The 25,861-nt window shown below is 65.2% G+C and carries 22 protein-coding genes; 10 read left to right on the top strand and 12 right to left on the bottom strand.

From position 1 onward, the window contains the following. Positions 1-3: 3 nt before the first annotated feature. Together AB5K84_RS03800 and AB5K84_RS03805 are read left to right on the top strand one after the other, a co-directional pair. Positions 4-777, top strand: coding sequence for an ABC transporter ATP-binding protein (locus AB5K84_RS03800; protein WP_011082944.1), 774 nt, complete (start codon positions 4-6; stop codon positions 775-777). Continuing rightward, positions 770-1,597, top strand: a complete 828-nt coding sequence (locus AB5K84_RS03805; protein ID WP_038966629.1) for an ABC transporter permease — start codon at positions 770-772, stop codon at positions 1,595-1,597. Before AB5K84_RS03800 ends, AB5K84_RS03805 begins: the two co-directional genes overlap by 8 nt. A 228-nt stretch (positions 1,598-1,825) precedes the next feature. Here AB5K84_RS03805 and gtdA read toward each other — a convergent pair whose 3' ends face one another. Then, positions 1,826-2,866 carry a gentisate 1,2-dioxygenase gene (gtdA, locus tag AB5K84_RS03810; protein ID WP_011082942.1) on the bottom strand — a complete coding sequence of 347 codons (1,041 nt, stop codon included), beginning with the start codon at positions 2,864-2,866 and terminating at the stop codon, positions 1,826-1,828. A gap of 204 nt (positions 2,867-3,070) precedes the next feature. Between gtdA and maiA the strand changes: the two genes are divergently transcribed. Together maiA and AB5K84_RS03820 are read left to right on the top strand one after the other, a co-directional pair. Next, complete coding sequence (gene maiA, locus AB5K84_RS03815) at positions 3,071-3,703, top strand: maleylacetoacetate isomerase (protein ID WP_011082941.1); 633 nt, start codon at positions 3,071-3,073, stop codon at positions 3,701-3,703. After that, entirely contained in the window at positions 3,693-4,205 is a 513-nt protein-coding gene (locus tag AB5K84_RS03820) for a MarR family winged helix-turn-helix transcriptional regulator (RefSeq protein WP_038966628.1), read from the top strand. Before maiA ends, AB5K84_RS03820 begins: the two co-directional genes overlap by 11 nt. 180 nt (positions 4,206-4,385) lie before the next feature. Here the strand turns inward: AB5K84_RS03820 and AB5K84_RS03825 are convergent, their stop codons facing one another. The 5 genes from AB5K84_RS03825 to AB5K84_RS03845 all read right to left on the bottom strand — a co-directional run bounded on the left by AB5K84_RS03825 (position 4,386) and on the right by AB5K84_RS03845 (position 9,799). Next, on the bottom strand, positions 4,386-5,999 hold the full coding sequence (locus tag AB5K84_RS03825; RefSeq protein WP_011082939.1) for a benzoate-CoA ligase family protein: 1,614 nt from the start codon (positions 5,997-5,999) through the stop codon (positions 4,386-4,388). After that, a complete protein-coding gene (locus AB5K84_RS03830; protein ID WP_028175116.1) occupies positions 5,996-7,150 on the bottom strand; it encodes an FAD-dependent monooxygenase in 1,155 nt (384 codons plus the stop codon). Before AB5K84_RS03830 ends, AB5K84_RS03825 begins: the two co-directional genes overlap by 4 nt. A gap of 190 nt (positions 7,151-7,340) precedes the next feature. Further along, positions 7,341-7,556, bottom strand: coding sequence for a hypothetical protein (locus AB5K84_RS03835; RefSeq protein ID WP_038966627.1), 216 nt, complete (start codon positions 7,554-7,556; stop codon positions 7,341-7,343). Positions 7,557-7,685: 129 nt separating this feature from the next. After that, positions 7,686-8,537, bottom strand: a complete 852-nt coding sequence (locus tag AB5K84_RS03840) for a cysteine rich repeat-containing protein (RefSeq protein ID WP_011082937.1) — start codon at positions 8,535-8,537, stop codon at positions 7,686-7,688. A gap of 260 nt (positions 8,538-8,797) precedes the next feature. Beyond that, positions 8,798-9,799 carry an NADP-dependent oxidoreductase gene (locus tag AB5K84_RS03845; RefSeq protein ID WP_011082936.1) on the bottom strand — a complete coding sequence of 334 codons (1,002 nt, stop codon included), beginning with the start codon at positions 9,797-9,799 and terminating at the stop codon, positions 8,798-8,800. Positions 9,800-10,009: 210 nt separating this feature from the next. Here AB5K84_RS03845 and AB5K84_RS03850 point away from each other — a divergent pair, with 210 nt between their 5' ends. Both AB5K84_RS03850 and AB5K84_RS03855 read left to right on the top strand, forming a co-directional pair. After that, positions 10,010-11,308: a dicarboxylate/amino acid:cation symporter gene (locus AB5K84_RS03850; RefSeq protein WP_011082935.1), complete on the top strand. Its 1,299-nt coding sequence runs from the start codon at positions 10,010-10,012 to the stop codon at positions 11,306-11,308. Between the two features lie 9 nt (positions 11,309-11,317). After that, positions 11,318-12,244, top strand: coding sequence for an amino acid ABC transporter substrate-binding protein (locus tag AB5K84_RS03855; protein ID WP_011082934.1), 927 nt, complete (start codon positions 11,318-11,320; stop codon positions 12,242-12,244). A gap of 206 nt (positions 12,245-12,450) precedes the next feature. Here AB5K84_RS03855 and AB5K84_RS03860 read toward each other — a convergent pair whose 3' ends face one another. Continuing rightward, positions 12,451-13,380 (bottom strand): ATP-grasp domain-containing protein, encoded by a 930-nt coding sequence (locus AB5K84_RS03860; protein WP_011082933.1) that lies wholly within the window; start codon positions 13,378-13,380, stop codon positions 12,451-12,453. 374 nt (positions 13,381-13,754) lie between these two features. Here AB5K84_RS03860 and AB5K84_RS03865 point away from each other — a divergent pair, with 374 nt between their 5' ends. From AB5K84_RS03865 to AB5K84_RS03875, 3 genes are all read left to right on the top strand, one after another. Further along, positions 13,755-14,528: a ferredoxin--NADP reductase gene (locus AB5K84_RS03865; RefSeq protein ID WP_028175111.1), complete on the top strand. Its 774-nt coding sequence runs from the start codon at positions 13,755-13,757 to the stop codon at positions 14,526-14,528. A gap of 490 nt (positions 14,529-15,018) precedes the next feature. Further along, a complete protein-coding gene (locus AB5K84_RS03870; RefSeq protein ID WP_011082931.1) occupies positions 15,019-16,644 on the top strand; it encodes an FMN-binding glutamate synthase family protein in 1,626 nt (541 codons plus the stop codon). 102 nt (positions 16,645-16,746) lie between these two features. Then, positions 16,747-16,986, top strand: coding sequence for a PilZ domain-containing protein (locus AB5K84_RS03875; protein ID WP_011082930.1), 240 nt, complete (start codon positions 16,747-16,749; stop codon positions 16,984-16,986). A 247-nt stretch (positions 16,987-17,233) separates the two neighbouring features. On the opposite strand, the gene AB5K84_RS03880 is transcribed toward AB5K84_RS03875, so the two are convergent. Next, entirely contained in the window at positions 17,234-18,532 is a 1,299-nt protein-coding gene (locus AB5K84_RS03880; protein WP_011082929.1) for a hemolysin family protein, read from the bottom strand. 243 nt (positions 18,533-18,775) lie between these two features. On the opposite strand from AB5K84_RS03880, the gene AB5K84_RS03885 reads away from it, so the two are divergent. Then, the gene (locus AB5K84_RS03885) at positions 18,776-20,851 is read left to right on the top strand and encodes a methyl-accepting chemotaxis protein (protein ID WP_011082928.1); all 2,076 of its coding nucleotides are present in this window, start codon (positions 18,776-18,778) and stop codon (positions 20,849-20,851) included. Positions 20,852-21,052: 201 nt separating this feature from the next. On the opposite strand, the gene AB5K84_RS03890 is transcribed toward AB5K84_RS03885, so the two are convergent. From AB5K84_RS03890 to AB5K84_RS03905, 4 genes are all read right to left on the bottom strand, one after another. Continuing rightward, positions 21,053-22,984, bottom strand: coding sequence for a carbohydrate porin (locus tag AB5K84_RS03890; RefSeq protein WP_162494256.1), 1,932 nt, complete (start codon positions 22,982-22,984; stop codon positions 21,053-21,055). Positions 22,985-23,418: 434 nt separating this feature from the next. Next, positions 23,419-24,372, bottom strand: a complete 954-nt coding sequence (locus AB5K84_RS03895) for a DUF1194 domain-containing protein (RefSeq protein ID WP_161536908.1) — start codon at positions 24,370-24,372, stop codon at positions 23,419-23,421. 210 nt (positions 24,373-24,582) lie between these two features. Further along, positions 24,583-24,846, bottom strand: a complete 264-nt coding sequence (locus AB5K84_RS03900; protein WP_028175107.1) for a hypothetical protein — start codon at positions 24,844-24,846, stop codon at positions 24,583-24,585. Positions 24,847-24,985: 139 nt separating this feature from the next. Further along, positions 24,986-25,792 carry a creatininase family protein gene (locus AB5K84_RS03905; RefSeq protein WP_011082924.1) on the bottom strand — a complete coding sequence of 269 codons (807 nt, stop codon included), beginning with the start codon at positions 25,790-25,792 and terminating at the stop codon, positions 24,986-24,988. Positions 25,793-25,861 lie beyond the last annotated feature (69 nt).

Below are 25,861 nucleotides of genomic sequence, written 5' to 3' on the forward strand. Positions count from 1 at the left end.
AGCATGGACTTGATCGCCAACCACATCACCCACCGCTTCGGCGACCTCGCCGTGCTCGACGACGTCTCCTTCACCGTCAGCGCCGGTGAGGTGGTCGCGATCGTCGGTCCTTCCGGCTGCGGCAAGAGCACGCTGCTGTCGATCCTCGGCGGGCTGTTGCAGCCGACCTCCGGCGCGCCGGAGCTGCGCGGGGCGCCGCCGGCGGACAGTCTCAATCCGCTCACCTTCGTGTTCCAGGATTTTGCGTTGCTGCCCTGGGCGACGGTCGAGGAGAACGTCGAATTTCCGCTGCTGCACGCCCAGCTCTCGGCGGCGCAGCGCCGCGCGCTGGTCGAGGATGCGCTGCGCCGCACCGGCCTGACCGATTTTCGCAAGACCTATCCAAAGCAGCTCTCCGGCGGCATGCGCCAGCGCGTCGGGATTTCGCGGGCGCTGGCGGTCAGGCCTGCCATCCTGCTGATGGACGAGCCGCTCTCGGCGTTGGATTCGCAGACCCGCGAGTTGTTGATGGAGGACTTCGTCCGCCTGCTCGCCGACGGCGGCATGGGCGCGGTCTATGTCACGCACAATCTCGAAGAGGCGGCGCGGCTCGCCGACCGCATCGTGGTGCTGTCGCGCCGGCCCGGGCGGATCCGCGAGGTCGTCACCGTGCCGATGACGCGCGCCGAGCGCGGCGAAACCGCGGCGCGCGAAAAGCTGCTGTTGCTTCAGAACCAGATCTGGTCGCTGATCCGCCACGAGGCGATCGATGCCGAGCGCGAGGTCCAGCATGCTTGATCGCGCGTCGGTGGCGGAGACACCTGTCAAGAGCGAGGCGACCCGTCGCGTCCGCTTCCGCGGCGCGGGCTTCGTGCCGGCTAGCAGCCGCTTCGGCGGCTGGATCGCGCTCGCCCTCGTCATCGCGATCTGGCAGGCGGCCGGGAGCGCCGGTCTCGTCAATCCGCTGTTCCTGCCGGCGCCGTTGGCGATCGTGCGCGCGATCTACGAGCTGGCGATGTCAGGCGCGCTCTGGCAGCACCTGTCGGCCTCGCTGCTGCGCATCGGTGTCGGCTGGCTGCTGGGAACGGCGGCCGGCGTCGCCGTCGGCTTTGCCATTGGCCTGTCGCGGCTCGCGCGCAGCGTCGGCATCACTTTCATCTCGGCGCTGTTCCCGATCCCGAAGATCGCACTGCTGCCGCTGTTGATCCTCTGGCTCGGCATCGGCGAAGAGCCGAAGATCGCGACCATTGCCTTGGGCGTGTTCTTCTCGACCGCGATCTCGGTCTATAGCGGCGTCGATGCGGTGCCGCGCAACCTCATCCGCATGGCGCAGAGCTTCAACGTGCCCTTCGCCACCATTGTGCGCAAGGTGATCTGGCCGGGCGCGCTGCCGGCGATCCTCGCCGGCTTCCGCATCACCGCCTCGGTGGCCCTGCTGCTCGTCGTCAGCGCCGAGATGATCGGCGCGCAATACGGCATCGGCGCCTTCGTGCTCCAGGCCGGCAATCTGATGCAGACGGATCAACTGCTCGCGGGCGTCGTGATCCTATCGGTGTTTGGCCTCGCGGTGGGCAAGGTGATCAATCTGCTGGAGACGCGGTTGCTGCACTGGCGGTGAGACATACTCCGTCATTGCGAGCGCAGCGACGATGTGGATGGAGACGCGCGCCAAAACCTCCATTGTCGTCCCGGCGAAGGCCGGGACCCATAACCCCAGGGAGAAGTTTGGCGAAGACGGGTAGTTACTCTTCGCTGGTACTCACACCACCTGCCGTCGATAGATCATGCGGTATGGGTCCCGGCCTTCGCCGGGACGACACCGAATGTGAGGCTATAGCACCCCGCCTTACGCATTCCCGCGATCCTCGCGAAACAGGTCGAGCTTCTGCTGCACGGGCCGATCCGAGAAGCTGAACAGCACGGCGTCGTCGTCGGCCTCGTGCGTCACCCAGTGCCAGCTCGGCACCACGAACAGATCGCGCGGGCCCCATTCGAAAACGGCATCGCCGATGCGGCTGCGGCCGCGGCCTTCGATCGGGCAGAACACCGTCGCATCGGTGGAGCGATATCGCGCAGTCTTGAACCCCTTCGGCAGCAACTGGATGAAGGTGCCGATGGTCGGCATCGCAAAGTCGCCGGTCTCGGGATTGCTGAACTTCAGCTTCAGCCCATGGCAGGCGTCCCATTCCTGGCTCGCGCGAGCCTTCTCCAGCGCTTCACGGGTGTAGGCATAGGGATAGCTGAAGATCGGCGAGGTCTTCGAGCTCCGCTTCACGTCGACCGGCAGCAGATTGTGGCCATAGCGCGCAAAGCTGTCGCCGGCGGGCTTCGTGATCCTCTGCTGGTCCTCCTTCGAGCCTTCCGCAAAGGAGCAGTCGAAGAACTGCACCAGCGGGATATCGAGGCCGTCGAGCCAGAACATCGGCTCGTCGGTCTCGTTGGAATGATCGTGCCAGGTCATCGACGGCGTGATGATGAAATCGCCGGGCTCCATCGCGGTGCGCTCACCGTCGACGGCGGTGTGGGCGCCCTTGCCTTCGAGCACGAAGCGCAGCGCCGACTGGCTGTGCCGATGCGCGGGAGCGACGTCTCCGGGCACCACCATCTGTACGCCGGCATAGAGCGAGGTCGTGATTTTTGATTGCCCGCGCAGGCCCGGGTTCTCCAGCACCAGCACGCGGCGCTCGGCCTCCTTGGCCGTGATTAGCTTGCCGGCTTCACGCATGTAGTCGCGGATGACGTCGAATTTCCAGAGGTGCGGCCGGCAGGCGCTCTTCGGCTCCGGCGTGATCAGATCGCCCATCACCGTCCACAGCGCGGTGAGATTTTCGCCGTCGATCTTCTTGTAGAACGCCTCGCGTTCCGGCGTCTTGGTCACGGCTTCCATGGTGCGGCTCCCGTCGTTTTGTTGATTGACAGTATACTGACGATCTAGGTAGCGTCAATGTGACGGACGGCATACAAGGTTGTCGTCATTCCGGGGCGACGCGCCAGAGTCGAGCCCGGAATCCATAACCACGATCGGGAGTATGGATTCCGGGCTCTCGCTTCGCGAGCCCCGGAATGACAGAAAACAAAAGGGAGGGTTCCGATGAAGCTGCACGGCTATTTCCGCTCCAGCGCCGCCTACCGGGTGCGGATCGCGCTGAATCTGAAGGGCCTCGGCGCCGAGCATCTGCCGCATCATCTTCGCAAGGGCGAGCAATGCGCGCCCGCCTATCTTGCCATCAATCCGCAAGGGCTGGTGCCGGCGCTGGAGAACGATGGCGGTGCGGTGCTGACCCAATCGGTCGCGATCATCGAATGGCTCGACGAGACGCACCCCAATCCACCGCTGCTGCCGAAGGATCCGCTGCGACGCGCCAAGGTGAGAGCGTTTGCGCTGGCGATCGCCTGCGACACCCATCCGGTGCAGAACCTGAAGGTGCTGGCGCGGCTGCGCGAGCTGGGGCTTGCGGAGGAGAAGGTCCAGGACTGGGCCGCCTGGGTCAACCGCGAGGGACTGTCGGCGTGCGAAACGCTGATCAGGGACGAGCCGGGCCCGTTCTGCTTCGGCGATGCGCCGACGCTCGCCGATCTCTGCCTCGTGCCGCAGCTTGCCAACGCGCGCCGCTTCGGCGTCGACGTCTCGGCCTATCCGCGCCTGCTGAAGGCGGAGGCTGCCGCCAAGGCGCTGCCGGCGTTCGCCGATGCCGCACCGGAGAAGCAGCCCGATGCCGAGTAAGCCTCCTCCCCCGATCACGATGGACGCGATCTATGCCGCGCCGGGCTATCTGTTCCGGCGCATGCAGCAGATCGCGGTCTCGATCTTCATGGAGGAGTGCAAGGCGTTCGATCTCACGCCGGTGCAGTATGGGGCGCTGATCGCGATCCACACCCATCCCGGCATCGATGCGACGCGGCTGTCGGCGGTGATCGCGTTCGACCGCTCCACCCTCGGCAGCGTGATCGAACGGCTTCAGGCCAAGGACTATATCGAGCGCAAGCCCGCGCCCGAGGACAAGCGGATCAAGCTGCTCTACCTGACCAAATCAGGCGCCGCGATCCTGCGCGAGATCATTCCCGCCGTCGAACGCGCCCAGGCGCGCATGCTGGAGCCGCTGAAGCCCACTGAGCGCAAGGCGCTGATGGGACTTCTGGTGCAGCTCGTCGATCTCAACAACGAAGTCTCGCGGGTGCCGCTGCGGGCCGAGGACGCGCTGGAGCATCTGGGGAAGGGCGGGTGAACGAGTGAGTAAGACGCTGATGTTGCAACAATAGCGGTGTCATTCCCCGCGAAGGCGGGGAATCCAGTACGCCGCGGATTCTCCGTATTCCTCACCGTCCCGGCGTACTGGATCGCCCGCTTTCGCGGGCGATGACAGCGAGAGTGTGGTTGCGTGCTGCGTCCCTAACAGTGCCTGGCCTCACATCCGCAGCAACGCCTGCCGGTCGATCTTCCCCGTCCCCGTCTTCGGCAGTTCGTCGATGAAGATCACCTCGCGCGGATATTTGTAGGGCAAGAGCTTGCCCTTCACGTAATCCTGTAGCCGCCGCGTCGCTTCGCCTTGGTCGGTGGTGCGGCTGTTCATCACCACCACCGCCTTCAGCGTCATGCGACGGTCCGGCAGCTCGGCGGCGAACACCGCGCATTCGCGGATGTCGGGGTGATCGGCGAGGCAGAGCTCGACCTCGAGCGGATAGACCCACTGGCCGGAGATCTTGATGAGATCGTCGGCGCGGCCGCGGAAGAAGTGGAAGCCGTCGGCATCGCGGACGAAGCGGTCGCCGGTGTAGATCCACCCGCCCTCGCGGATGGTCTCGGCGGACTTGTCCGGCCGATTCCAGTACAGTGGCGTGTTGGAATCGCCGCGCACCCACAAGATGCCTTCCTCGCCGTCGCCGACCTCGCTTCCGTCCTTGTTGCGCAGCGCGACCTCGTAGCCGGGCACGCGCAGGCCCGCGGCGCCGAGCTTCTTCCGTTCGGGACGGTTGGAGAGATAGATGTGCAGCACCTCGGTCGAGCCGAGGCCTTCGACGATTTCGAGCCCCGTGAGCGTCTTCCAGCCGTTGAAGACTTCGGCCGAGAGCACTTCGGCTGCGGAGAGCGCCATGCGCAGCGACGAGAAGTTCGTCTGTTGCGCGCCCTCGGCCTTGGTCAGCGAGGTGTAAAGCGTCGGCAGGCCGAAGAAGACGGTCGGCCTGTATTGCTCGATCGCCGCGAAGATCGTCGCCGGCTTCGGCTGTCCCGGTAGCAGCAGCGTCGCCGCGCCGACCGAGAACGGGAAGGTGACGGAGTTGCCGAACCCGTAGGCAAAGAAGATCTTCGGCACCGAGAAGCAGATGTCGTCAGGCGTCAGCTTCAACACATTCTGCGCGAAGGCCACCTCGCTATAGGTCATGTCGTGCTGGAGGTGCACGATGCCCTTGGGCCGGCCGGTCGAGCCGGACGAGTACATCCAGAACGCCATCTCGTTGCGATGGGTATTCGCTTCCGCAAGCTCGGCCGGGAATTGCGCAAGCCAGCTTGCCGCCGCGACCGCCGCAGGCGCAGCACGCTCGCCCATTTCGCCATTGACGACGATCAGCGTACGCAGGCTCGTGTCCTTGCGCGCCTCTGCATTGAAGCGCGCGCAGAATTCGGACTCGGCCACCGCGACGGTCGCGCCGGAATCGGCGAGATAGAATTGCAACAGATCCGGCGGCGTCAGCGTGTTGATCAGGAGCGGCACGAAGCCGGCACGCACGGCGCCGAAGAAGGCGGCGGGATAAGCCGGCGTATCGTCGAGGAACAGCAGCACGCGATCGCCACGCTTGAGGCCGAGCGAGATGAAGCCGTTGCCCCAGCGGCAAGCCTCCGCGCAGAGCTCGGCATATGTGCGCGTGCCCGCCGGACCAATCAGCGCGAGCTTGTCGCCATATCCCTTGCCGAGATTGTCGAACAGCACGCGGCTGGCGTTGTAGATTTCCGGAACGGCAAAGCCGATCTCGCGTGCGCCCGCGCTGTCCGCGGGCACCTGGTCGCAAATCTCGTTGCTCATGCGGTAGCCTCACTGGCCGCATCCCCACCGTTCTTGGCGGCCTCGTAACGCGCCATGAAGGCCGGCGACATCGCCCGCAGCCGGGAATCGTCGATGCGGCCGGAGCGGGTGATGTAGCTGTAAGCAAAATCCATCAGGTCGAGCTGCATGTGCTGGGCAAAGTTCTCGTACCAGGAGGCGCTGGTTCGTGCGGCGTCGACGAGCTTCTGCACGACCGGTTTGCGCGCGGCCTGGTAGCGAAGCAATGCGGTGTTCAGATGCGCATCGGATTCCAGCGCCTTGACCAGCGCGATCGCGTCCTCGATCGCGAGCCGCGTGCCGGAGCCGATCGAGAAATGCGCCGAGTGCAGCGCGTCGCCGATAAGCACCATATTCTTGAACGACCAGTGCTCGTTCCAGACCCAGGGAAAATTGCGCCACACCGATTTGTTGGAGACGAGGCAGTGGCCGCCGAGCGTGTCGGCGAACACCTCCTCGCAGACGCCCTTGGACTGTTCGACGTCCTTGTAGGCGAAGCCATAGGCCTGCCAGGTGGCGTGGTCGCACTCGACCAGGAAGGTGCTCATGGTCGGCGAATAGCGGTAGTGATGGGCGTTGAAGGCGCCGCGGTCGGTCTTCACAAAAGTCTGTGACAGCGTGTCGAAGCGCTTCGAGGTGCCGTACCAGACGAACTTGTTGGAGGAGTAGGACAGCGAGGTGCCGAAATCGCCCTCGTAAGCGCGGCGCACCAGCGAGTTCAAGCCGTCGGCGGCGACGATCAGATCGTGGCCGTTGAGCTGGTCGATCCCGTGAATTTGCGTGTCGAAGCGCGGCGTGACCCCGACATCGAGCGCGCGCTGCTGAAGGAACTGCAAGAGCTCGAGCCGCCCGATCGAGGAGAAGCCGACCCCGTCGATGGCGACGCTGCCGCCCTGCAGGTTGAGCGTGATGTTCTCCCAGCTCTCCATATGCGGCGCGATCGCATCGACCGTCTCGGGGTCGTCGGCGCGCAGGAACTCCAGGGCCTGGTCGGAGAACACCACGCCAAAACCCCAGGTCGCGTCGGCCGGGTTCTGTTCGAACAGGTCGACTTGATCCTCGGGATGACGCTTCTTCCAGAGATAGGCGAAGTAGAGCCCGCCGGGCCCCCCGCCAATCACGGCGATCCGCAACGTCTGCCTCCCTAATTGACAGTATACTTACTATCTAGGGGTAGACTAATGTGCTCCGGCCTCCCGCGCCAGCAGAATTATCGGCCAAGCGCGGCGCGCCAAAGCTCGCTTTCGGACCTGCGTCTTGCGCGTGTCCGAAACCGTCAGGCGCGAACCATAGCCAAAGCGCGCCGGCTTGGCCACCCGGGGATCAGACGCAGCGCTTCACGTAGACCCCGTCCACCAGCACCCTGGTACAGCGGACCACCGGAACCGGCTTGCGGACCACGACGGCCGCGTTCGGCCCGGCGCAGCCGGCGCGATAGACGCCGCGGGCGCACACCACCGCGTTGGCGTCGGTGGCCTCGAACGTCATGGTCGCCCCGAAGGCGAGGAGTGCAGAAGCAACCAGCAGCAATGAACGCATGTTGTCCTCCCGGTCTTGTCGTGATCGAAATCGATATCCGCAAAGGTTGATCGCGGCAGGCGTGCGAGAATTCATTCGCGCATGCCGCCGATCGGTGTCGTGCACTCCGGCGCGTCGCCGTGCGCTGCCTTATCGCGCCGCGAACGGCGCCAGCACGTCCTTGCACGCGGGCGACAGCGACGCGGCATTGCTGGCGATGCATTGCACGATGCGGCCGCCGCCGGGCGCGACGCCGGCGCACAGCGTGCGGATGTCGGCGCCGCAGGCCGATCGGACGATGAACAGCTCTTCGCGCGGCCGCAGCGGGCGCAGAACGATCACGGCTGGCGCGGCCGCCGGTGCTGCCGCCGCCGCAGGGGCTGCGCCCGCAGGCGCTGCCGTTGCTGCTGCGCCGCCGCCGGCCGCGGCGCTCAGGGCCTTCTCGCAGGCGGGCGAAACCTTTGCCTTGTTCTTCTCAAGGCATTCGAGCGCGGGCGCACCGCCCGGCGGCACGCTGGCGCAGACCTTGGGATAGTCGGCGCGGCACGCGCTCTTGACCGCAGCAACCTGCGCGCTGCTCGGTTGCTTGGCGGCAGCTGCCTTCGGCGCTGGTGCGGCGGCGGGCTTTTCGGCGGGCGCCGATTCAGCCTTCGGCGCCGCAGGCGCCGTTTCCGTCTTGGACTCGGTCTTGGGCGCAGCTTCGGTCTTTGGCGCGGCCGGCGCGGCTTCGGTCTTCGGAGGCGCAGCCGGCTCGACCGCGCGAACCGCGGTCTGGCATCCAGGTGACAGGCTCGACATGTTCTTCGCCAGACATTGATACGCTTCCACGCCGCCGGGCGTGACGCTCGAGCAGTGCGCCATGAAGTCCGAGCGGCATGCGGACCGGATCGCGCTCTTCTGCGCGTCGGTCGGCGCTTGCGCGAACGCGCCTGTTGCAGTTGCGAAGAGCACGGCCGCGAGCAACGCCGTGCGCGTTGATGCATGTTTCAACGTGTTGAACATCTGAGTGAATTCCCGCCCTGTCGGTAGCGCCGACGATTTTCAAATGTGATTCAAGCGCAATCGTCGCGAGTGATGCCTCGCGCGCGGTATCTTTGGATGCTTTGGCCGCTACCGCAAGTGGATAATGCCGGCGCAATTGCGACGTAACTGGAGCATGATCCGGACCCGAAGGGCCGCGTCAGCGCAAAGTGTGCAGCGGTTATCCCTCGCGACAGACGCGGAACGCGTTTGCGCGGAGATCATGCTCAAGCAATACGTCGTCAGAGCTTGACCATGCGCTTGCCGCGGTTCTCGCCCGCGAGCAATCCGATCAGCGCTTTCGGCGTGTTCTCCAATCCGTCGATGATGTCCTCCTGCACCTTCAGCTTGCCGGATTTGACCCAGCCCTGGAGCTCGGCGAGCGCGCGCTGGCTGTCCTTCATGTAGTCCATCACGATGAAGCCCTGCATGACGAGCCGCTTCACCACGATCAGGCCGGGTACGCCGCGCGGACCGTGCGCGGCAGGCGCACCGTCATATTGCGAGATCGCGCCGCAGCAGGCGATGCGGCCGTAATTGTTCATCTGCGGCAGGCAGGCTTCCAGAATGTCGCCGCCGACATTGTCGAAATAGACGTCGATGCCCGTTGGCGCGGCCGCGCGCAGGGCCTTGAACACCGCGCCGTCCTTGTAGTCGACGGCGGCATCGAATCCGAGCTCGGAGGTCAGCCAGTTGCACTTGTCGGCGCCGCCGGCGATGCCGATGACGCGACATCCCTTGATCTTGGCGATCTGCCCGACGATCGAGCCGACCGAGCCGGCCGCCGCGGAGACCACGACGGTCTCGCCCTCTTTGGGCTTGCCGACCTCCAGCAGGCCGAAATAGGCGGTGAGGCCGGCGATGCCGAACACGCTGAGCAGATGCGTCATCGGTTCCAGCTTCGGCATCTTGGTGAGATGCTTTGCCGGCACCGCGGCAAACTCCTGCCAGCCGGTGTCGCCGAACACGATGTCGCCGGCAGCCAACCCCGGCGCCTTCGAGCTGACGACCTCGGCGATGCCGCCGCCGGCCATAACGCTGTTCGCTTCGACGGCTGAACGATAGGTCGCGCCATGCATCCAGGCGCGGTTGGCGGCGTCGAGCGAGATGTAACGCACGCGCAGCAAAGCCTCGCCGTCCTTCGGCTCGGGCATCGCGCCGTCGACCATCTTGAAATGTTCAGGGCCGAGCTTGCCGCTGGGTTTTTCGACCAGAAGAATCTGGCGATTGATGCTGCCGCTCATGGCGTTTCCCTCTCCGTTTGTTTGACGATTATTGATGCAGCTGCCGCAAAGAAAACGTGCAGGCGCATTCGTTGTGCGCTGCATGAAGGCTAGATCGCGGGGGGCCGTTTCACAACGGGAACATCCGGCCAACGCGGCCACCCGGCAAGCGAGTTGCGCAGCCGCCATATCTGCGACATCATGAAGCGCCGGTGTACGTGGGGGTAAGCAATGTCGAACAGGTTTACGCAATACATCTTGGGCGCGATGGTGCTGGGCATCATCATGGGCTCGGCGATCTACAACTTCCTGCCCGATACGCGCGCCGACTGGGCCTCGTCCATCAACCTGATCGCCATGATGTTCCTGCGCCTGATCAAGATGATCATCGCGCCGCTGGTGTTTGCGACCCTGGTCGGCGGCATCGCCCATATGGGCTCGGGCGCCAAGCTCGGCCGCATCTTCGCCAAGACCATGGGGTGGTTCATCAGCGCCTCCTTCGTCTCGCTGATGCTCGGCCTGATCATGGTCAATCTGCTTCAGCCCGGCGCCAACTTCCCCGGCACGCTGCCTGCGGCAGGCCAGTCGACCGGCCTGCCGGTCTCCGCCTTCTCGATCGAGAAATTCCTGACCCATCTGATCCCGACCTCGATCGCGGACGCGATGGCGCAGAACGAGATCCTCCAGATCGTGATCTTCGCCGTGTTCTTCTCGGTGGCGATGGGCGCGATGCCGGAGCGCTCCAAGCCGATCCTGGCGCTGATCGACGATATCGGCCACATCATGCTCAAGGTGACGAGCTATGTGATGCTGTTCGCGCCGCTCGCGGTGTGGGCCGCCATCACGGCGACGGTGGCCAAGAACGGCCTGCTGGTGCTCTGGAAGCTCGTCGTGTTCATGGGCGGCTTCTATCTCTCGCTGGCGCTCCTGTGGACGATCCTGGTGATCGTGGGCTTCATCGTGATCGGGCCGCGCTACAGCCACCTGCTGAAGCTGATCCGCGAGCCGCTGATGATCGCGTTCTCGACCGCGAGCTCGGAAGCGGCTTATCCGAAGACGCTGGAGGGCCTCAACCGCTTCGGCGCCTCGTCGCGGATCTCGAGCTTCGTGCTGCCGCTCGGTTATTCCTTCAACCTCGACGGCACGATGATGTACTGCACCTTCGCGAGCATCTTCATCGCGCAGAGCTACCACATCGACATGCCGCTCGGCACGCAGCTCGCGATGCTGGCGACGCTGATGATCACCTCGAAGGGCGTCGCCGGCGTGCCGCGCGCCTCCCTCGTCGTGATCGCCTCGACGCTGGCGCAGTTCAACATCCCCGAGGCCGGCCTGCTCATGATCATGGGCATCGACACCTTCCTCGACATGGGCCGCAGCGCGACCAACGTGATCGGCAACACGCTCGCGACCTCGGTCGTCGCGAAGTGGGAAGGCGAGCTTGGGCCCGAGCATGCGATGGGACCGGGCGACGCCGTTCCTGATGACATGGTGCCGGGCGAAGTGCCCGCCATGGCCGGCCATGGTTAGGAGCACACCATGGGCCAGACACTGACAAGGTCAGTGATCGGCGGCTGCCTCTGGCTCGCGGCATCGTTGCTCGCGACCACAGCACTCGCCCAGACCGGGAGCGAAGGGCTCAGCCCGACGCTGTCGGCTATCAAGAAGGCGCATGTCGTGCGGCTCGGGTATCGCGAGAGCTCGCCGCCGTTCTCCTTCCTCGACCAGTCGGGCCGCCCGATCGGCTACAGCCTCGAACTCTGCGAGGCCATCGTCGAGGAGATCGGCGTCGAGGTCGACGATCCCAATCTCAAGATCGACTACGTGAAGGTCACCTCGGACGACCGCATCGACGCGGTGCTCCAGAACAAGATCGACCTGGAGTGCGGCTCGACCACGGCCAATGCCGAGCGCGCCAAGCGCGTCGCGTTCTCCCCCTTGATGTTCGTCGCCGGTACCAAGCTGATGGTGCCGAAGGCGTCCAGCGTCCAGTCGCTGACCGACCTGAAGGGCAAGACCATCGTGGTGACGAAGGGCACCACCAATGAGCAGGCGATCCAAGCGGCCGACAAGAAATCCTCGCTGGGGCTGACCATCGCCGTCGGCGCCGATCACGAGCAATCGTTCCAGATGCTCGCGGACGGCAAGGCGGATGCGTTCGCGACCGACGACATCCTGCTCTCCGGCCTGATCGCGCGCCACAAGGCGCAGGACAAGTACCGCGTCACCGGCGACTATCTGTCCTACGACCCCTACGGCATCATGTTCAGGAAAGGCGAGCCGCAATTGTCGGCCGTGGTCGAGCGCACCTTCCGCAAGCTCGGCTCCAACCGCGACCTCGTCCCGCTCTACAACAAATGGTTCACCGCCAGGCTTCCGACCGGCGAACGGCTCAACGTGCCGATCTCGCTGCAACTCGAGGAAGCCTTCAAGGCGATGGACGATTCGGCGAGCGCGAATAATTAGGCGGTTTGAGTGGCGGTGATCGTGCCGCGGTCTCGATGCACCCTCTTCCCTTGTGGGAGAGGGTGGCTCGCCGCATAGCGGCGAGACGGGTGAGGGGTATCTATCCGCACGAGCAGTCATACAAGTGGAGAGAACCCCTCATCCGGCGCTCCGCGCCACCTTCTCCCACAACAAGGGGAGAAGGAATGGCAGCGTGCGCTTGGCGCTCAGCTTGTCTTCCCAAACACCCGGTCCAGCGCCGCGTCATACGTCGCCTGCACCAGCTCCGGATGGAGCTTCGCCAGCGCCTCCATCATCACGCCGGAATTGATCTCGAGCACGCGCCAGGCGCCATCCACGCGCACCACGTCGATCGAGGCGAAGGCGATGCCGATGGCGTTGGCGGCGTCGACGGCGAGCCTCACGCATGCCGCGCGCACCTCGCCATTCTCCATCAGGACCGGCCGCGCGCCGGCGTCGAGATTGTGCCGCCAGTTCAGGATGCGCCGCTTGCCGTTCGGGACGACCGCATTCACCTCGCGCGCTTCGAGCTCGCGGAGCTGCCCGTCGTGTCCCGCCGCGATCGCGAGCTCGCGCAACGTATGCTCCCCGTCGCCGACGACCGACGGCCGGTCCTTGCGGTAGACGATCATCGGCTTGCGATCGAGCAGGATCACGCGGACCTCCTCCTCGATCTCGACATAAGGCGCGATCACGAGGCCGAGGCCCGACGAAAAAACCTCGCAGACGGCGCGATCGAGCTCGGCAGCGCTCGTCACCTTGAACACCGCGCGTCCGGACGTGCCCTCGTTCGGCTTCACCACCACGCCTTGCGGGTGCTGCGCAAGCAGCGCCAGCATCGCTTCACGCCAACCAGGGCCGGCGACATGCGCGCCCATGCTCGGGTTGAGGAAGAGATGATGAGGAACGCAGGGCACGGCTTCAAGCGACAGCGCCTCGGCGGTCGCCGATTTGTCGTTGGCGAGGCGATGCGCGATGGCGCTGTTGAGGCCGATGTCGTAGCCGAAGGCGAAGTGGCGCGCCTCGCCCCGGCGCATCGCGATCAGCCAGCCACCGGCGCGGATGTCGACGGCAATGCCATGTCGGGCGCAATAGCGCCTGATCGCCTGGACGAAGATGCGTTCGCTGCTGGCCATGGGTCTCAATCATTCCTGTCGCCAAAAGCCGCAAAAATGCGGGCATCGGCGCCAAGCCGGGGTGAAGATCAGAGCTATTCTTAATGAAATTCTCGCGAGCGCGACGGAAATTAAGTGCTGCCATCGAGCCCGAAAGGGAAAAGAAATTGCCCTCTGTGCGCGCCGCGCAGCAGATTCATTAATGATGCGGCCAATTCCACCGCAAGTGCCGGTTTGATCGGCATCAATTGCATCCGAAACGAGGTTGATTATTGGTCTCAATGGCGTAGATCACACACGCGAAATCCTCCGCCATGGCAATGGTGTCCGCCCTGCTTTCAGGGCCGGGCAGCGCTTTTGCCCTAAAACCGCAATTATTCGGAATATCGAAAATCATGAGCGCGTTTTACCGAGAGAAAGTTCTTTCCGTCCAGCACTGGACCGACACGCTGTTCAGCTTCCGCGCCACGCGCGATACCGGCTTCCGCTTCCAGAACGGCCAGTTCGCGATGATCGGCCTCGAGGTCGACGGCCGTCCGCTGCTGCGCGCCTACAGCATGGCGAGCGCCAACCACGAGGAAGAGCTCGAGTTCTTCTCGATCAAGGTTCAGGACGGTCCGCTCACCTCGCGCCTCCAGAAGATCAAGGAGGGCGACACCATCCTGGTCGGCCGCAAGGCGACCGGCACGCTGATCACCGACAACCTCATCCCGGGCAAGCGGCTGATGCTGCTCTCGACCGGTACAGGCCTCGCGCCGTTCGCGAGCCTGATCAAGGACCCCGACGTCTACGAGCAGTTCGAGACCATCGTGCTGGTGCATGGCTGCCGCCAGGTCTCCGAGCTCGCTTATGGCGAGAAGCTCGTCGCCAATCTGCGCGAGGACGAGCTGTTCGGCGAGCTGCTCGCGGACAAGCTGGTCTATTATCCGACCGTGACCCGCGAGCCGTTCCGCAATCGGGGCCGCATCACCGACCTCATCAGCTCCGAGCAGATCTTCAACGACATCGGACAGGGCCCGCTCGACATCGCAACCGACCGCATCATGATGTGCGGCAGCCCGGCGATGCTGGAAGAGCTGAAGGTGATGTTCGAAGGCCGCGACTTCATCGAGGGAAGCGGCAACAAGCCCGGCCATTTCGTGATCGAGAAGGCGTTCGTCGAGCGGTAAGTTCTGTTGAATGAGTGGCGCGATCTCGCGTCAACACTCAACTCGTCGTCCCGGACAAGCGCAGCGAAGCGGAGCGCCGATCCGGGACCCATAGCCACAGGATGTGGTTTGGCGAGGACGCGCAGTGACAGCTCTCTCAGTCACGAAATCCTGTGGTTATGGATCCCGGGTCTGCGCTGACGCTTGCCCGGGACGACAGCTGAACCTGTGGAAACGCGTCTGCGCTCCATGGGCAGCCGGTTGAGGCCCACTGGCCCGGCCGCCCCACTATTCCCATCCCCACTCCCTCTGCTGCACTGCAAAAGCCTAACCTCTCGGCGGATTGATCTGCGGCGGCGGAATTCGCTAGCCTGAAACAAGGGCCGCGTCATATCCGTATGAAAGGCGCGGGCGTATCGTACCGCCTCAAGCTGGCGAGAGGATGGGAATCGTGGCCGACGAAAATAGCAAAGCGCCAAAATCGAAGCGTGGGCCGTTGGAAGAGGGGGCCATGGAAACCCTGCTGATGCCATTCTCGCCGCGCTTCATAGTGCTGACGATCTGCGCGGTCGTCACCGCGCTCCTGATCGGCTTCGGCATCGCCGACCGCAAGATCTTCGACATCCTGCTGATCCCGATCCTGATCTTCGGCGCCCTGACGCTGCTCGGCGTCCGCGACCTGCTCCAGAAGAGCCATGCGGTGCTGCGCAACTACCCGATCTCGGCGCATATCCGCTTCCTGCTCGAAGAGATACGCCCCGAGATGCGGCAGTATTTCTTCGAGAGCGAGAAGGACGGCATGCCGTTCTCGCGCGACACCCGCGCGGTGGTCTATCAGCGCGCCAAGATGCAGCTCGACAAGCGTCCGTTCGGCACCCAGGAGGACGTCTACCGCGAGGGCTATGAGTGGATGCATCACTCGGTGTCGCCGAAGGCGCATGCCGAGGAGAAGTTTCGCGTCGTCGTCGGCGGACCGGACTGCAAGAAGCCCTACTCGGCCTCGGTGTTCAACATCTCGGCGATGAGCTTTGGCGCGCTCAGCCCGAACGCGGTGCGTGCGCTCAATGCCGGCGCGAAGAAGGGCGGCTTTGCCCATGACACCGGCGAGGGCGGCTTCAGCCCCTATCACGCAGAGATGGGCGGCGACATCATCTGGGAGATTGGCTCCGGCTATTTCGGCTGCCGCCATCTCGACGGCTCGTTCGATCCCGAAGCGTTCGCGCGCGTCGCCGGCCAGGACCAGATCAAGATGGTCGAGCTCAAGATCAGCCAGGGTGCCAAGCCCGGCCATGGCGGCGTGCTGCCGGCGGCAAAGGTCTCGGAGGAGATTTCCAAGATCCGCGGCGTGTCCATGGGCGAGGACTGCATCTCGCCGGCCTCGCACCGCGCCTTCTCGACGCCCGTTGGCATGATGCAGTTCATCGCTGAGATGCGCCGCCTCTCCGGTGGCAAGCCGGCCGGCTTCAAGCTGTGCATCGGTCATCCCTGGGAATTCCTGGCGATCTGCAAGGCGATGCTGGAGACCGGCATCTATCCCGATTTCATCGTCGTCGACGGCAACGAAGGCGGCACCGGTGCGGCGCCGCTCGAGTTCATGGACCATCTCGGCATGCCGATGCGCGAGGGCGTCAATTTCGTGCACAACGCGCTGATCGGCATCAATGCGCGCGACCGCATCAAGCTCGGCGCCTCCGGCAAGATCGCCACCGCGTTCGACATGGCGCGGGCGATGGCGATCGGCGCCGACTGGTGCAATTCGGCGCGCGGCTTCATGTTCTCGCTCGGCTGCATCCAGTCGCTGAGCTGCCACACCGACCGCTGCCCGACCGGTGTCGCGACGCAGGACCCGACGCGGGCGCGCGCGCTCTACGTGCCGCTCAAGATCGACCGCGTGCACAATTACCACCATGCCACGCTGCATTCGCTGACCGAGCTGATCGCCGCGGCCGGCCTCGAACATCCCCAGCAGCTGCGCCCGATCCACTTCAGCCAACGGAGGTCGACGACCCAGGTGCAATCTTTCGCGCAGCTCTATCCGGCGCTGCGTCCGGGAGAATTGCTCGAAGGCACGGAGGACCCGCGCTTCCGCGACGCCTGGCGGATGGCGCGGGCGGAGACGTTCCAGCCGGCGCTGTGAGGCGCCGGGCCACGGCATGATGCGGCCCGCGCGAGGCCATGAAATTGTCGCGAGCAGAGCGGGGGCTTAACGTCTGATTCAACTTTGGGTATAGTTCATCCCATGGACGAGCGACGCAACAAAGCCAGGCATCGCGTGCTGAAGGCCGGAACGATCGAGTTCGGTGGCGGCGCGATCGACTGCACCGTCCGCAATTTCTCAGACACCGGCGCAGCCCTCGACGTCACCAGCCCGGTCGGCATTCCCGAACACTTCACCCTGCTCATCCAGGCCGACGGAAAGCATCTGGCGTGCACCGTGGTCTGGCGCAAGGAAAAGCGGATCGGTGTGAGGTTCGGGTAGGCGCCTGCATCTGGCATGAGCGCGAACCACAATCTCAGCTGTCGTCCCGGACAAGCGTCAGCGCAGATCCGGGACCCATACCGCGTGATCGATCGATTGCGGTTGGTGGTAGTACCGAACCCCAGTCTTCGCCAAACGGCTTCCTGGGAGTATGGGTCCCGGATCGGCGCGCGCTTGAGGCGCGCTTGTCCGGGACGACGAGTGGAGATTGGCGCGACAGCATGCGTCACTTCACGCGAGCGCGCACTCACGCCGCCGCCTGCTCACCCCGACGGCTCGCCAGAATCTTGTCGATCCTTCTTCCGTCGAGATCGACCACCTCGATGTGCCAGCCGCCGAGGTCGAAGGCGTCGCCGACATTGGGCAGCACGTTGAAGTGTTGCAGCACGAGGCCCGCCACGGTGTAGAAGCGGTGGTGCGGCGGCAGCTCGATGCCGAGCAGCTCGCAGAATTCGTCGACCGGCATCCAGCCGGCGACCAGCAGCGAATCGTCTGCGCGCTTGACATAGGCCGGCTCCGGCGGGCCTTCCTCGGAATGGAACGCGCCGACGATCGATTCCAGAATGTCGGCCGCGGTGACCACGCCTTCGAAGGCGCCGTACTCGTCATAGACGAAACCGACATGGACCGGAGCGGCCCTCAGGATCGCGAGCACGTCGCGGGCATCCGCCGAGGCGGGAATGCTTGGCGCTTCGCGAACAAGCGCCCGCAGATCGGGCGTGCGTTCGCTCATGAACGCGACCAGCAGGTCCTTGGCCTGGAGCACGCCGATCGGCTTGTCGCGTTCGCCGTCCGAGGCCGGAAAGCGCGAATGCGGGCTCTTGGCGATGATCTGCTGAATGGCTTCCGGTGTGTCGTTCAGGTCGATCTCGTCGACCTCCGTGCGCGGCGTCATGACGGCGCCGACCGGCCGGTCGCCGAGCCGCATCACGCCGGCGATCATCTCCTTCTCGCCGGGCTCGAGCACGCCGGCATTTTCGGCTTCGCTGACGAGATGATGGATCTCGTCCTCCGAGACCTTCTCCTCGGCCTTGCCGCCGCGGCCGAGCAGCGTGAGGATCAGCTTGCCGGAGAGATCGAGCAGGAAGACGAGCGGCAGCGAGATCCGCGCCAGAACATGCATCGCGGGCGCGACCTTGACCGCGATGCTCTCGGGGTCGCGCAGCGCCACCTGCTTCGGCACCAGCTCGCCGACGATCAGTGTGGCGTAGGTGATGAGCGTGACGACGATGCCGACGCCGACGATGTCGGCGATGCCGGCGGACAGGCCGAGCTCGACCAGCCATTGCGCCAGCCGTTGCCCGAGCGTCGCGCCGGAGAATGCACCCGAGAGCACGCCGACCAGCGTGATGCCGATCTGCACCGTCGAGAGGAATTTGCCGGGATCGGCCGCCAGCGTCAGCGCGCGGTCGGCGCCGCGCACGCCCTTGGCGGCGAGCAGCGAGAGGCGGGCCGGACGGGACGAGACCACGGCCAGCTCCGACATGGAGAGCAGGCCGTTGATGACGATCAGGACGACGACGATGACGAGTTCGACCGAGAGCATTGATGTTCCGGAGGTACGCGAGTGCGGCCGGATGGCGACGCAAGCATTGATATAGGCGTTTTGCGAGGAAAATCCCGGCAATTCTGTCGCATCTGGCACCACGGGGAACCCGGCGATGACAGCGTTCCGGCGACCCGCGCGGCCCAAGGCACTCCGCTGAACTACGGGCCGTTGCTTAACGGGCCCTTAGTGGCCGCCAGCTAGGTTTTCGACATTTGTAGCAATGTATTCGGGGACCCAAGGATGCGGATCGGGAAGCTCTTCGCGCTGTCGATGCTCACGGTGACGGTTTTTGCAGTCATCCTCGGCGCCGAGGTGCTGATACCCCAGGCGCGCATCTTCACGAACCGCTCCGATGCGATCAAGACGGTTGACGCTTTTGGTGCGACCCTGATGGTCAGCCAGCAGGTCGCCGGTCTCCGTGCCCCCTACATTGGACCGATCTTCCAGGAAGCCGCTGCGACGCAGGCCCAGATCGACGCTGCCGCGAAGGCCGCGAAAGCCGCCGAGACCGCCTTCGAGAGCGCAAGGCGGGCCATCATGGTGCTGGATGACGGCGGAGCGATTGCCGAGCATCTCGACCGTGCGGCGCGGCGGCTGAAGGAGATCAACGCTGCGGCAGATCGCGCGATGAGTGTTCCGCTGGCAGCGCGCGACAGCGCCGCGATCAAGGGTTTCCTGCCCGGTGTTGCCGAGGTGCTCGGCAATATCGAGCCGGTCATGAACCGGCTCGAGGCGAAGGTCGTCAATGCCGATTCCTCGCTCGCGGCGCTGCTGAGCCTGGCACGGACGGCGCAGGATCTGCGCGTCTCGGCCGGCAGCCGCGCCGCCACGCTGTCGCCGGCGCTGAGCGTACGCCGGCCGCTCACCGCGGCCGAGTTCTCGCTGATGGATCGCATGCAGGGGCGTGTCGAGGCCGACCGCGAGCGCATCGAGGCCGGTATCGACCAGCTCGGAAGCCCGCCCCGCATCGCCACCGCGCTGAAGGCGGCGACGGACTCCTATTTCGGCAAAGCCGCGCTCGTCGTGGATAAGGAAATGCCGGCGGCCCGTAGCGACGGCAAGTACGGTGTCAACGCCGAAGAGCTGGCCGGTGTCATCGTGCCGGCCATCCAGATGTTCTACGGCGTGCGCGACGCCGCGCTGGCCGAAGCGGCCGAGCGCGCCGCGGCCGCGCGCGATGGCGCGCTGGCGATGCTCGCGCTTGCAGGCGTGGCGGTGCTGGCGCTGCTCGGGACGCTCGGTGGCGTGACCATGATGCTGCGCAGCCGCGTGGTAACGCCGCTTAGCCGGCTCGCGGACGTGATCGGCACGCTCGCCGCCGGACAGCATGAGGTCGAGATCCCCGCGACGGGCCGCAACGACGAGATCGGCCAGGTGGCGGGCTCGCTGCGGCACTTCAAGGATTCGCTCGCGGCCAAGAAGGCCGCCGACGAGGCGGCCGCGGTCGAAGCCGAGGCGAAGCTCCGTCGCAGCCAGCGGATGGACCAGATCGCGCGCGACTTCGAAGCGATGATCGGCGACGTCATCAACACCGTGGCGTCGGCATCCTCGGAGCTGGAGGCCTCGGCGGGAACGCTGACGAGCACGGCCGATCAATCGGAAAAGGTCACTGCGACCGTCGCGGCCGCGTCCGAGCAGGCTTCCACCAACGTGCAGACCGTTGCCGCGGCGGCGGAGGAAATGGCCTCGTCGGTCGACGAGATCAGCCGGCAGGTCCAGGACTCCGCGCGCGTCGCCGGCGAAGCGGTGCAGCAGGCCGGGCGGACCAACGATCACGTCGGCGAGCTGGCCAAGGCCGCCGGCCGGATCGGGGACGTCGTCGAGCTCATCAGCCAGATCGCGGGCCAGACCAATCTCCTGGCGCTGAACGCCACCATCGAGGCGGCCCGCGCCGGCGAGGCCGGCCGCGGCTTTGCCGTCGTCGCCTCCGAGGTCAAGGCGCTGGCCGAGCAGACCGCCAAGGCCACCGGCGAGATCAGCCAGCAGATTGCGGGAATCCAGACGGCGACGGAGGATTCTGTCGGCGCCATCAAGTCGATCGGCGACACCATCACCCGCATGTCCGAGATCGCGTCCGCGATCGCCTCGGCGGTCGAGGAGCAGGGCGCGGCGACGCGGGAGATTTCCCGCAACGTGCAGCAGGCGGCCCGCGGCACCCAGCAGGTCTCCGCCAGCATCGTCGACGTGCAGCGCGGCGCGAGCCAGACCGGATCGGCATCCTCGAATGTGCTCGCGGCAGCCAGATCGCTGTCGGGCGAGAGCAGCCGCCTCAAGGTCGAGGTCGGAAAGTTCCTGGACGCGATCCGGGCCGCGTAGAAAATCGAACTCCTCTCCCCGCTGGGGTCGCAATCGTATTTGCAGAGCGACGTCCCTTTGGCCCATCCTTCGAGACGCCCGCTCTGGCGGCTCCTCAGGATGAGGACGGAGTGCGCGGCCGCAGTTTCGACGGGCACCAATGCTTAGCCTCATCCTGAGGAGCCCGCGAAGCGGGCGTCTCGAAGGACGAGGCGCGCGCGCTCAGAACTCGCCGTGGAGCCGGCCGGAGAACACCGACACCGGGCCACGATCCGCGTTGTAGGCGGGATTGACGATGAGCTGATAGTCGGCGGTGAAGGTCAGCGCCTTGTTCAGCGCGTAGGCGTAATAGGTCTCCAGCACGCGTTCGCGGCGGTAGTTGAGTTGGCCGTCGCCGATCAGCGGACCGAGTCCGCCGGCGGCGATGAAGTCGCGATGGTCCTGCGAGAGGCCGTTGATGGCGCCGGCGATGGCGACGACGTCGTCGGGCCGGCCCCATTTCGTTCCCTTCACCGAGACGCCGCCGGACAGGCTGCGGTCGATGTCGGTGAAGGCCATGATCTCGTTGCGGCCGTCGTTCCAGCTCCAGCGGCCGAACACGCCGATGTCGTCGGTGATGGCCTGTTCGACGTTGAACGCGTAGCCGTATTTGAGGCGGCCGCGGCGGGTCTGGCTGATGTCGACGCCGAACGCGGGATTGTCCAGTGTCTCGCGATAGCTGCCGGAGAAGGCGCTGTTGACGAAGCCGAGCGTGCGCAGCTTGCCGGGCAGGCCGAACAGCGAGTAGCGCGTCTCGAGCTCCATGACATATTCGCCGCGACGGCCGACGTTCATGTCGAAATTGTTCGAGTTGGAGACGGCATCGATCAGGAAGTAGCCGGCGCGCAGCGCCCATTGCTTCTGGTTCAATTCGGCGGTCGCGCCGTAGCCGAGGCCGAGCTTGTCGGCGGCGTAGTCGAAAGCGCCGGACGCCCAGATCGACCAGTTCATGAAGTCCTTGCGCGGATCGTGCGCATAGGAATTGCCGTCGAACACGTCGACCACGGAGAACTTGCCGACCTGCAAGGTGAGGCGCGAGACGTCAACTTTGCTCGCGAGCTGAAGCTGCCCGCTGGCAAGCTCTTCTTGTTCGCCGCCGAAGCCGAAGGTGTGGCGCACGAACAGGCGAGAGGCGTTGAAGTGCGGATAGGGGAAGCCGGACTTCTGCGCTTCGCCGTTGGGAAAGCCCGCAGCGCCCGTCGTGTTGTTGAAGCCGAAGCCCTGCAGAAGCTCGGGATTGAAATAGACCTCGCCGCCGTCCCACAGCCGCGCATTCAGATAGAGCGAATTGCTCCAGGTCTGCTGAAAATCCGGCGACGGGAGCAGGCTGTTCGTTCCGGTATAGGGCGCGTGGAACGCGGGGTAGCCCTGCCCCAGCACGGTCGACTGGCCGTGAATCTCCCAGCGGCTGGACTCGGTGTCGGTGACGTCGGACTTCGGGTTGTAGGTCGGCACGCCCGGCCAGTCGATCTTGCGATTGAGGCCGATGCGCAGGCTCTGGAAATCCATCGACGACGAATATTGCGCGCCGGACGGGAAGGTGACGTTGGCGTTGTCGAACTTGCTGTAGAGATATTCGAGCCGCGCGCTCCAGTGCGGCGCGAAGGCATATTCGACGCCGCCGCCGGCGGTCCAGCCGAACCGCGTGTGCAACACCTTCTCCTCAGTGCCGCCGGTCGGCGTCGACAGGAAACGCTCGCCGGTGAAGGCCGCGCCGCCGGTCGCGTAGAACAGCCAGTTGCCGGTGGTGTAGCCGAGCCGTGCGCGCAGGCTCGCGACATAGTCCCAGCGCTCCTCCGCGCTCGACAGCACGGTCGCCGCCGACGACACGACGTGGTTGGACGGCAGATAGTTCGGAAACGAGATGTCGCCCTCGACGCCGAGCAGGAGCCCCGAATTGAGGCGCCAGTTGTAGCCCGCCTGCACGCCGCCGGTCGCGCCGGTAAACACATGGTCGTCGGTCGCGAGCGTCGGATCGATCAGTGTCGCCGACGACGTGCCGCGGGTGACGCCGACATGCGCGCCGATGTAGAGGCCGGTCCAGTCATAGACGGTCTTCAGCGCCGGTGCCTTCAGCGGCAGATCGGCCGCGCGGCTCGCGGCGGGCAAAACCATCACGCCCGAGGCGATTGCCGCGGCCGTCCGCAAATACCTGTAACGGTGACCTCTCAACGTCAAAACGCACGCCCCCAAAACGCGAATGTGTCCCATCCGCCGCAGCCGACATCCCTGCCGATTCGCGGCGATCCTGTCACCAGGTTCCGGTTGTTCGCACGATCGGCCGAGATGATCTCGATCCGACGCGATTTCTTCCCAAGTCCCCGTGTCTGCTGCAAACCTTATTGCGATTAATTCGCAATAGCAACTGAAGCGGATTGCCGCAGGTGATGGTTCGCACCGCTGTGTGACGTGACTGCAACATCGCTCAGGGAGACAGGATCTCGACTGCTCGAGCGGAGTCGACCTCTGCGGAAGGACCTATCCAGGACGGATGGGAGAGTGGTGGCATCGCGAAGGCTCGACGGCCGGTCGCTGGCCAGCGGGAGCACCTAGCAGCCGCGGCAGATGCCCTTGATCTTCTTGTCGAGCAGCGCGTCCTCCTTGCTCGACGAACTGTTCGCCGCCGGTTTGCTCATCGCCGGACTATTGGTCGCCGGAGCGATCGTATCCCACCGCTGCTGCCAGAGTTTTTCACCAATCGTGCAGAGAACCCGCGGCTTCTTGTCCACTGAGGGGGGCGGCGATTGATCCGGCGTACGGCCCGCGACCTCGAGCGCCAGCTTGGTCCGGATCGCCTCCTTGAAGTTTTCGCGATCGGTGATGGGCACGACGAAGGAACCTGGACCGCCGATCACGCAATCCTCATAGTACCAATCGATATGGTCGATATGGCTGATGTCCACCTGACCAGGAGGCGTTGCATTGATCATGACCGGCAGGCCGGTGATGACGATGCCCTGCTGCACTGCTGTGTCGCGCGCGGTGGCGACAGGATCGCCGTTGTTGTTGGGGCCATCGCCCGCAACGTCGATGATGCGGCGCGCGCCCCGGTACGGGTTCTGCTCGAACAGCGGCATGGCGAACTTGATCGCACCCGAAATCGACGTGCGCGAACCGCGGCGGATCGGTGCCTTCATGATTTCAGCTGCGACGGCCTCGGCCGCTTCCGGTCCGTCGATCTGCCGCCAGGGGACGATGACGTCCTGATCCCTTGTCGATGACCATTCGAAGTAGGTCAGCGCGATCTTGCCGACAGGGCCGGTCCGCAAGGCCCGCAGAAACTCCTCCGAGACGATGGCCTTGGCATAGCCTTCGCGTTGAGCCGCCAGGTCATCTGGCTGCACCGAGTAGGAAATGTCGACCGCGATCACGAGCTCGAGGTCCACGGCGGGGCGGCTGTCGCCCTGGGGCGCTGTTTGCGGCTGTAAGGCCGGCTCGGGAAATGCCTGTGTCGATGTCAGGATCGCAATCAGGATCGATCCAATTGAGACCCGCCAATTCACGCTCGCCCTCCAGCCGCCTATCCGTATCCTGACACGCGAGACGTGCAATCGGAAGGATTGTCTGAGCCAAGCGGTAGCCGGGCTTTTCTGGCCGCAAATGGTTGACCCCGCCCGGGGGGACAGCCGGGCGGGGTCGGGGCACGACACGGGGTGGATGAGGCGCCCGTGTCGGACGCAGGATCCACGTGAGATCGGCCTCAGGTACTCAAATCAGTAGCAGCTGCGAACGCGGCCAACGTACTGGCCGAAGGCGTTGTACTGGGCGACCCAGCCGCAGCGGTGATAGCCGTAGTAATAGGGGTCGTTGCTGGCGGCGATCGCGGAGCCGACCACAGCGGCGGTGGCGATGCCGGCACCCACACCCCAGACCCAGCCGGGCTGCTTGGCTTCGGCCGAGGAGGTGGTGGACACGATGCTGCCGGTGACGGCGAGGGCAGCGAGAGCTGCGGCGGCAATCTTGGTCTTGATCGACATGTGAAACTCCATCCGGGTTGAGGCGGTCCGTTGTGGCCCGCGTGCCCAGTTGGACGGAGGCTCCGCGCGTCCGGTTCGAAGACGGCGGATGCGACCCCCGGGTGAGGTCCTTTCCTCAATGATTCCAGGAGGATGTTGGCTAGCCGAGAGGGCCCTTGGCGAGCCTGTTCACGTCGAAGTTATCGACTTCAGTGAGCAGCTCGCAGAAGGCGCGCGCACCCTGATCCAACAATTGCGCGCCCTTCTCGGGAACGGCCAGCGTCGCATTGCCGATGGCGCCGCTGGCGTTCAGATCCTGCGCCTGCCAGGCGAATGGCGCGGGCCGCTGCGTCGACAGCCAGCGATACTGCGTCTCCATCGCGACGCTGCTCGCGGGAAAATCCGCGATCGCATCTTTGCGCACCTGGTCGGGATAGCGCGCCAGCATGATCGAGGTCTCGATCGCGCCGCCATGAATGCCGTGGCGCACCTCCTCGGCCGGGAACAGCTTGTCGGCGCCCGACAGGCGCGACCACGACGTCGTCACCACGAACAGCTTGTGATGCGCGCGCAGATCCTGCGCGACCAGCATCATGGCCGCGCTGTTGCCACCATGGCTGGTGATAATGACGAGCTTCTTCACCCCACGCCGCGCGACCTCCTCGCCGATCGCGGTCCACCTTTTCAGCGCCACGTCGGTCGGCAGCGTCTGCGTGCCCGGATAGTCGATATGCTCGGTGGAAATTCCGACCGGTTCAACGGGAAGGAAACTGGCCGGAATGGTCGCGGGCAAAAGCTCGCGCACGCGCGCCAGATAGGCGTCCGCGATCAGCACGTCGGTTGCAAGCGGCAGGTGCGGGCCGTGCTGCTCGGTCGCCGCCAGCGGCAGCACCGCGATCCAGCGCGACACCTCCGCAGGGACGGCGTCGGCCCAGCGGATCTCGGTCCAGTCGCGGGACGGCATCATCAAGGTTTCTTTGCCCGAATTTGTCACGTAATTTGGCGTATGAGGGGACGCGGGCCTGGCCGGCTCGCG

Source organism: Bradyrhizobium sp. 1200_D9_N1_1 (assembly GCF_052075915.1).
Classification (GTDB): Bacteria; Pseudomonadota; Alphaproteobacteria; order Rhizobiales; family Xanthobacteraceae; genus Bradyrhizobium; species Bradyrhizobium diazoefficiens.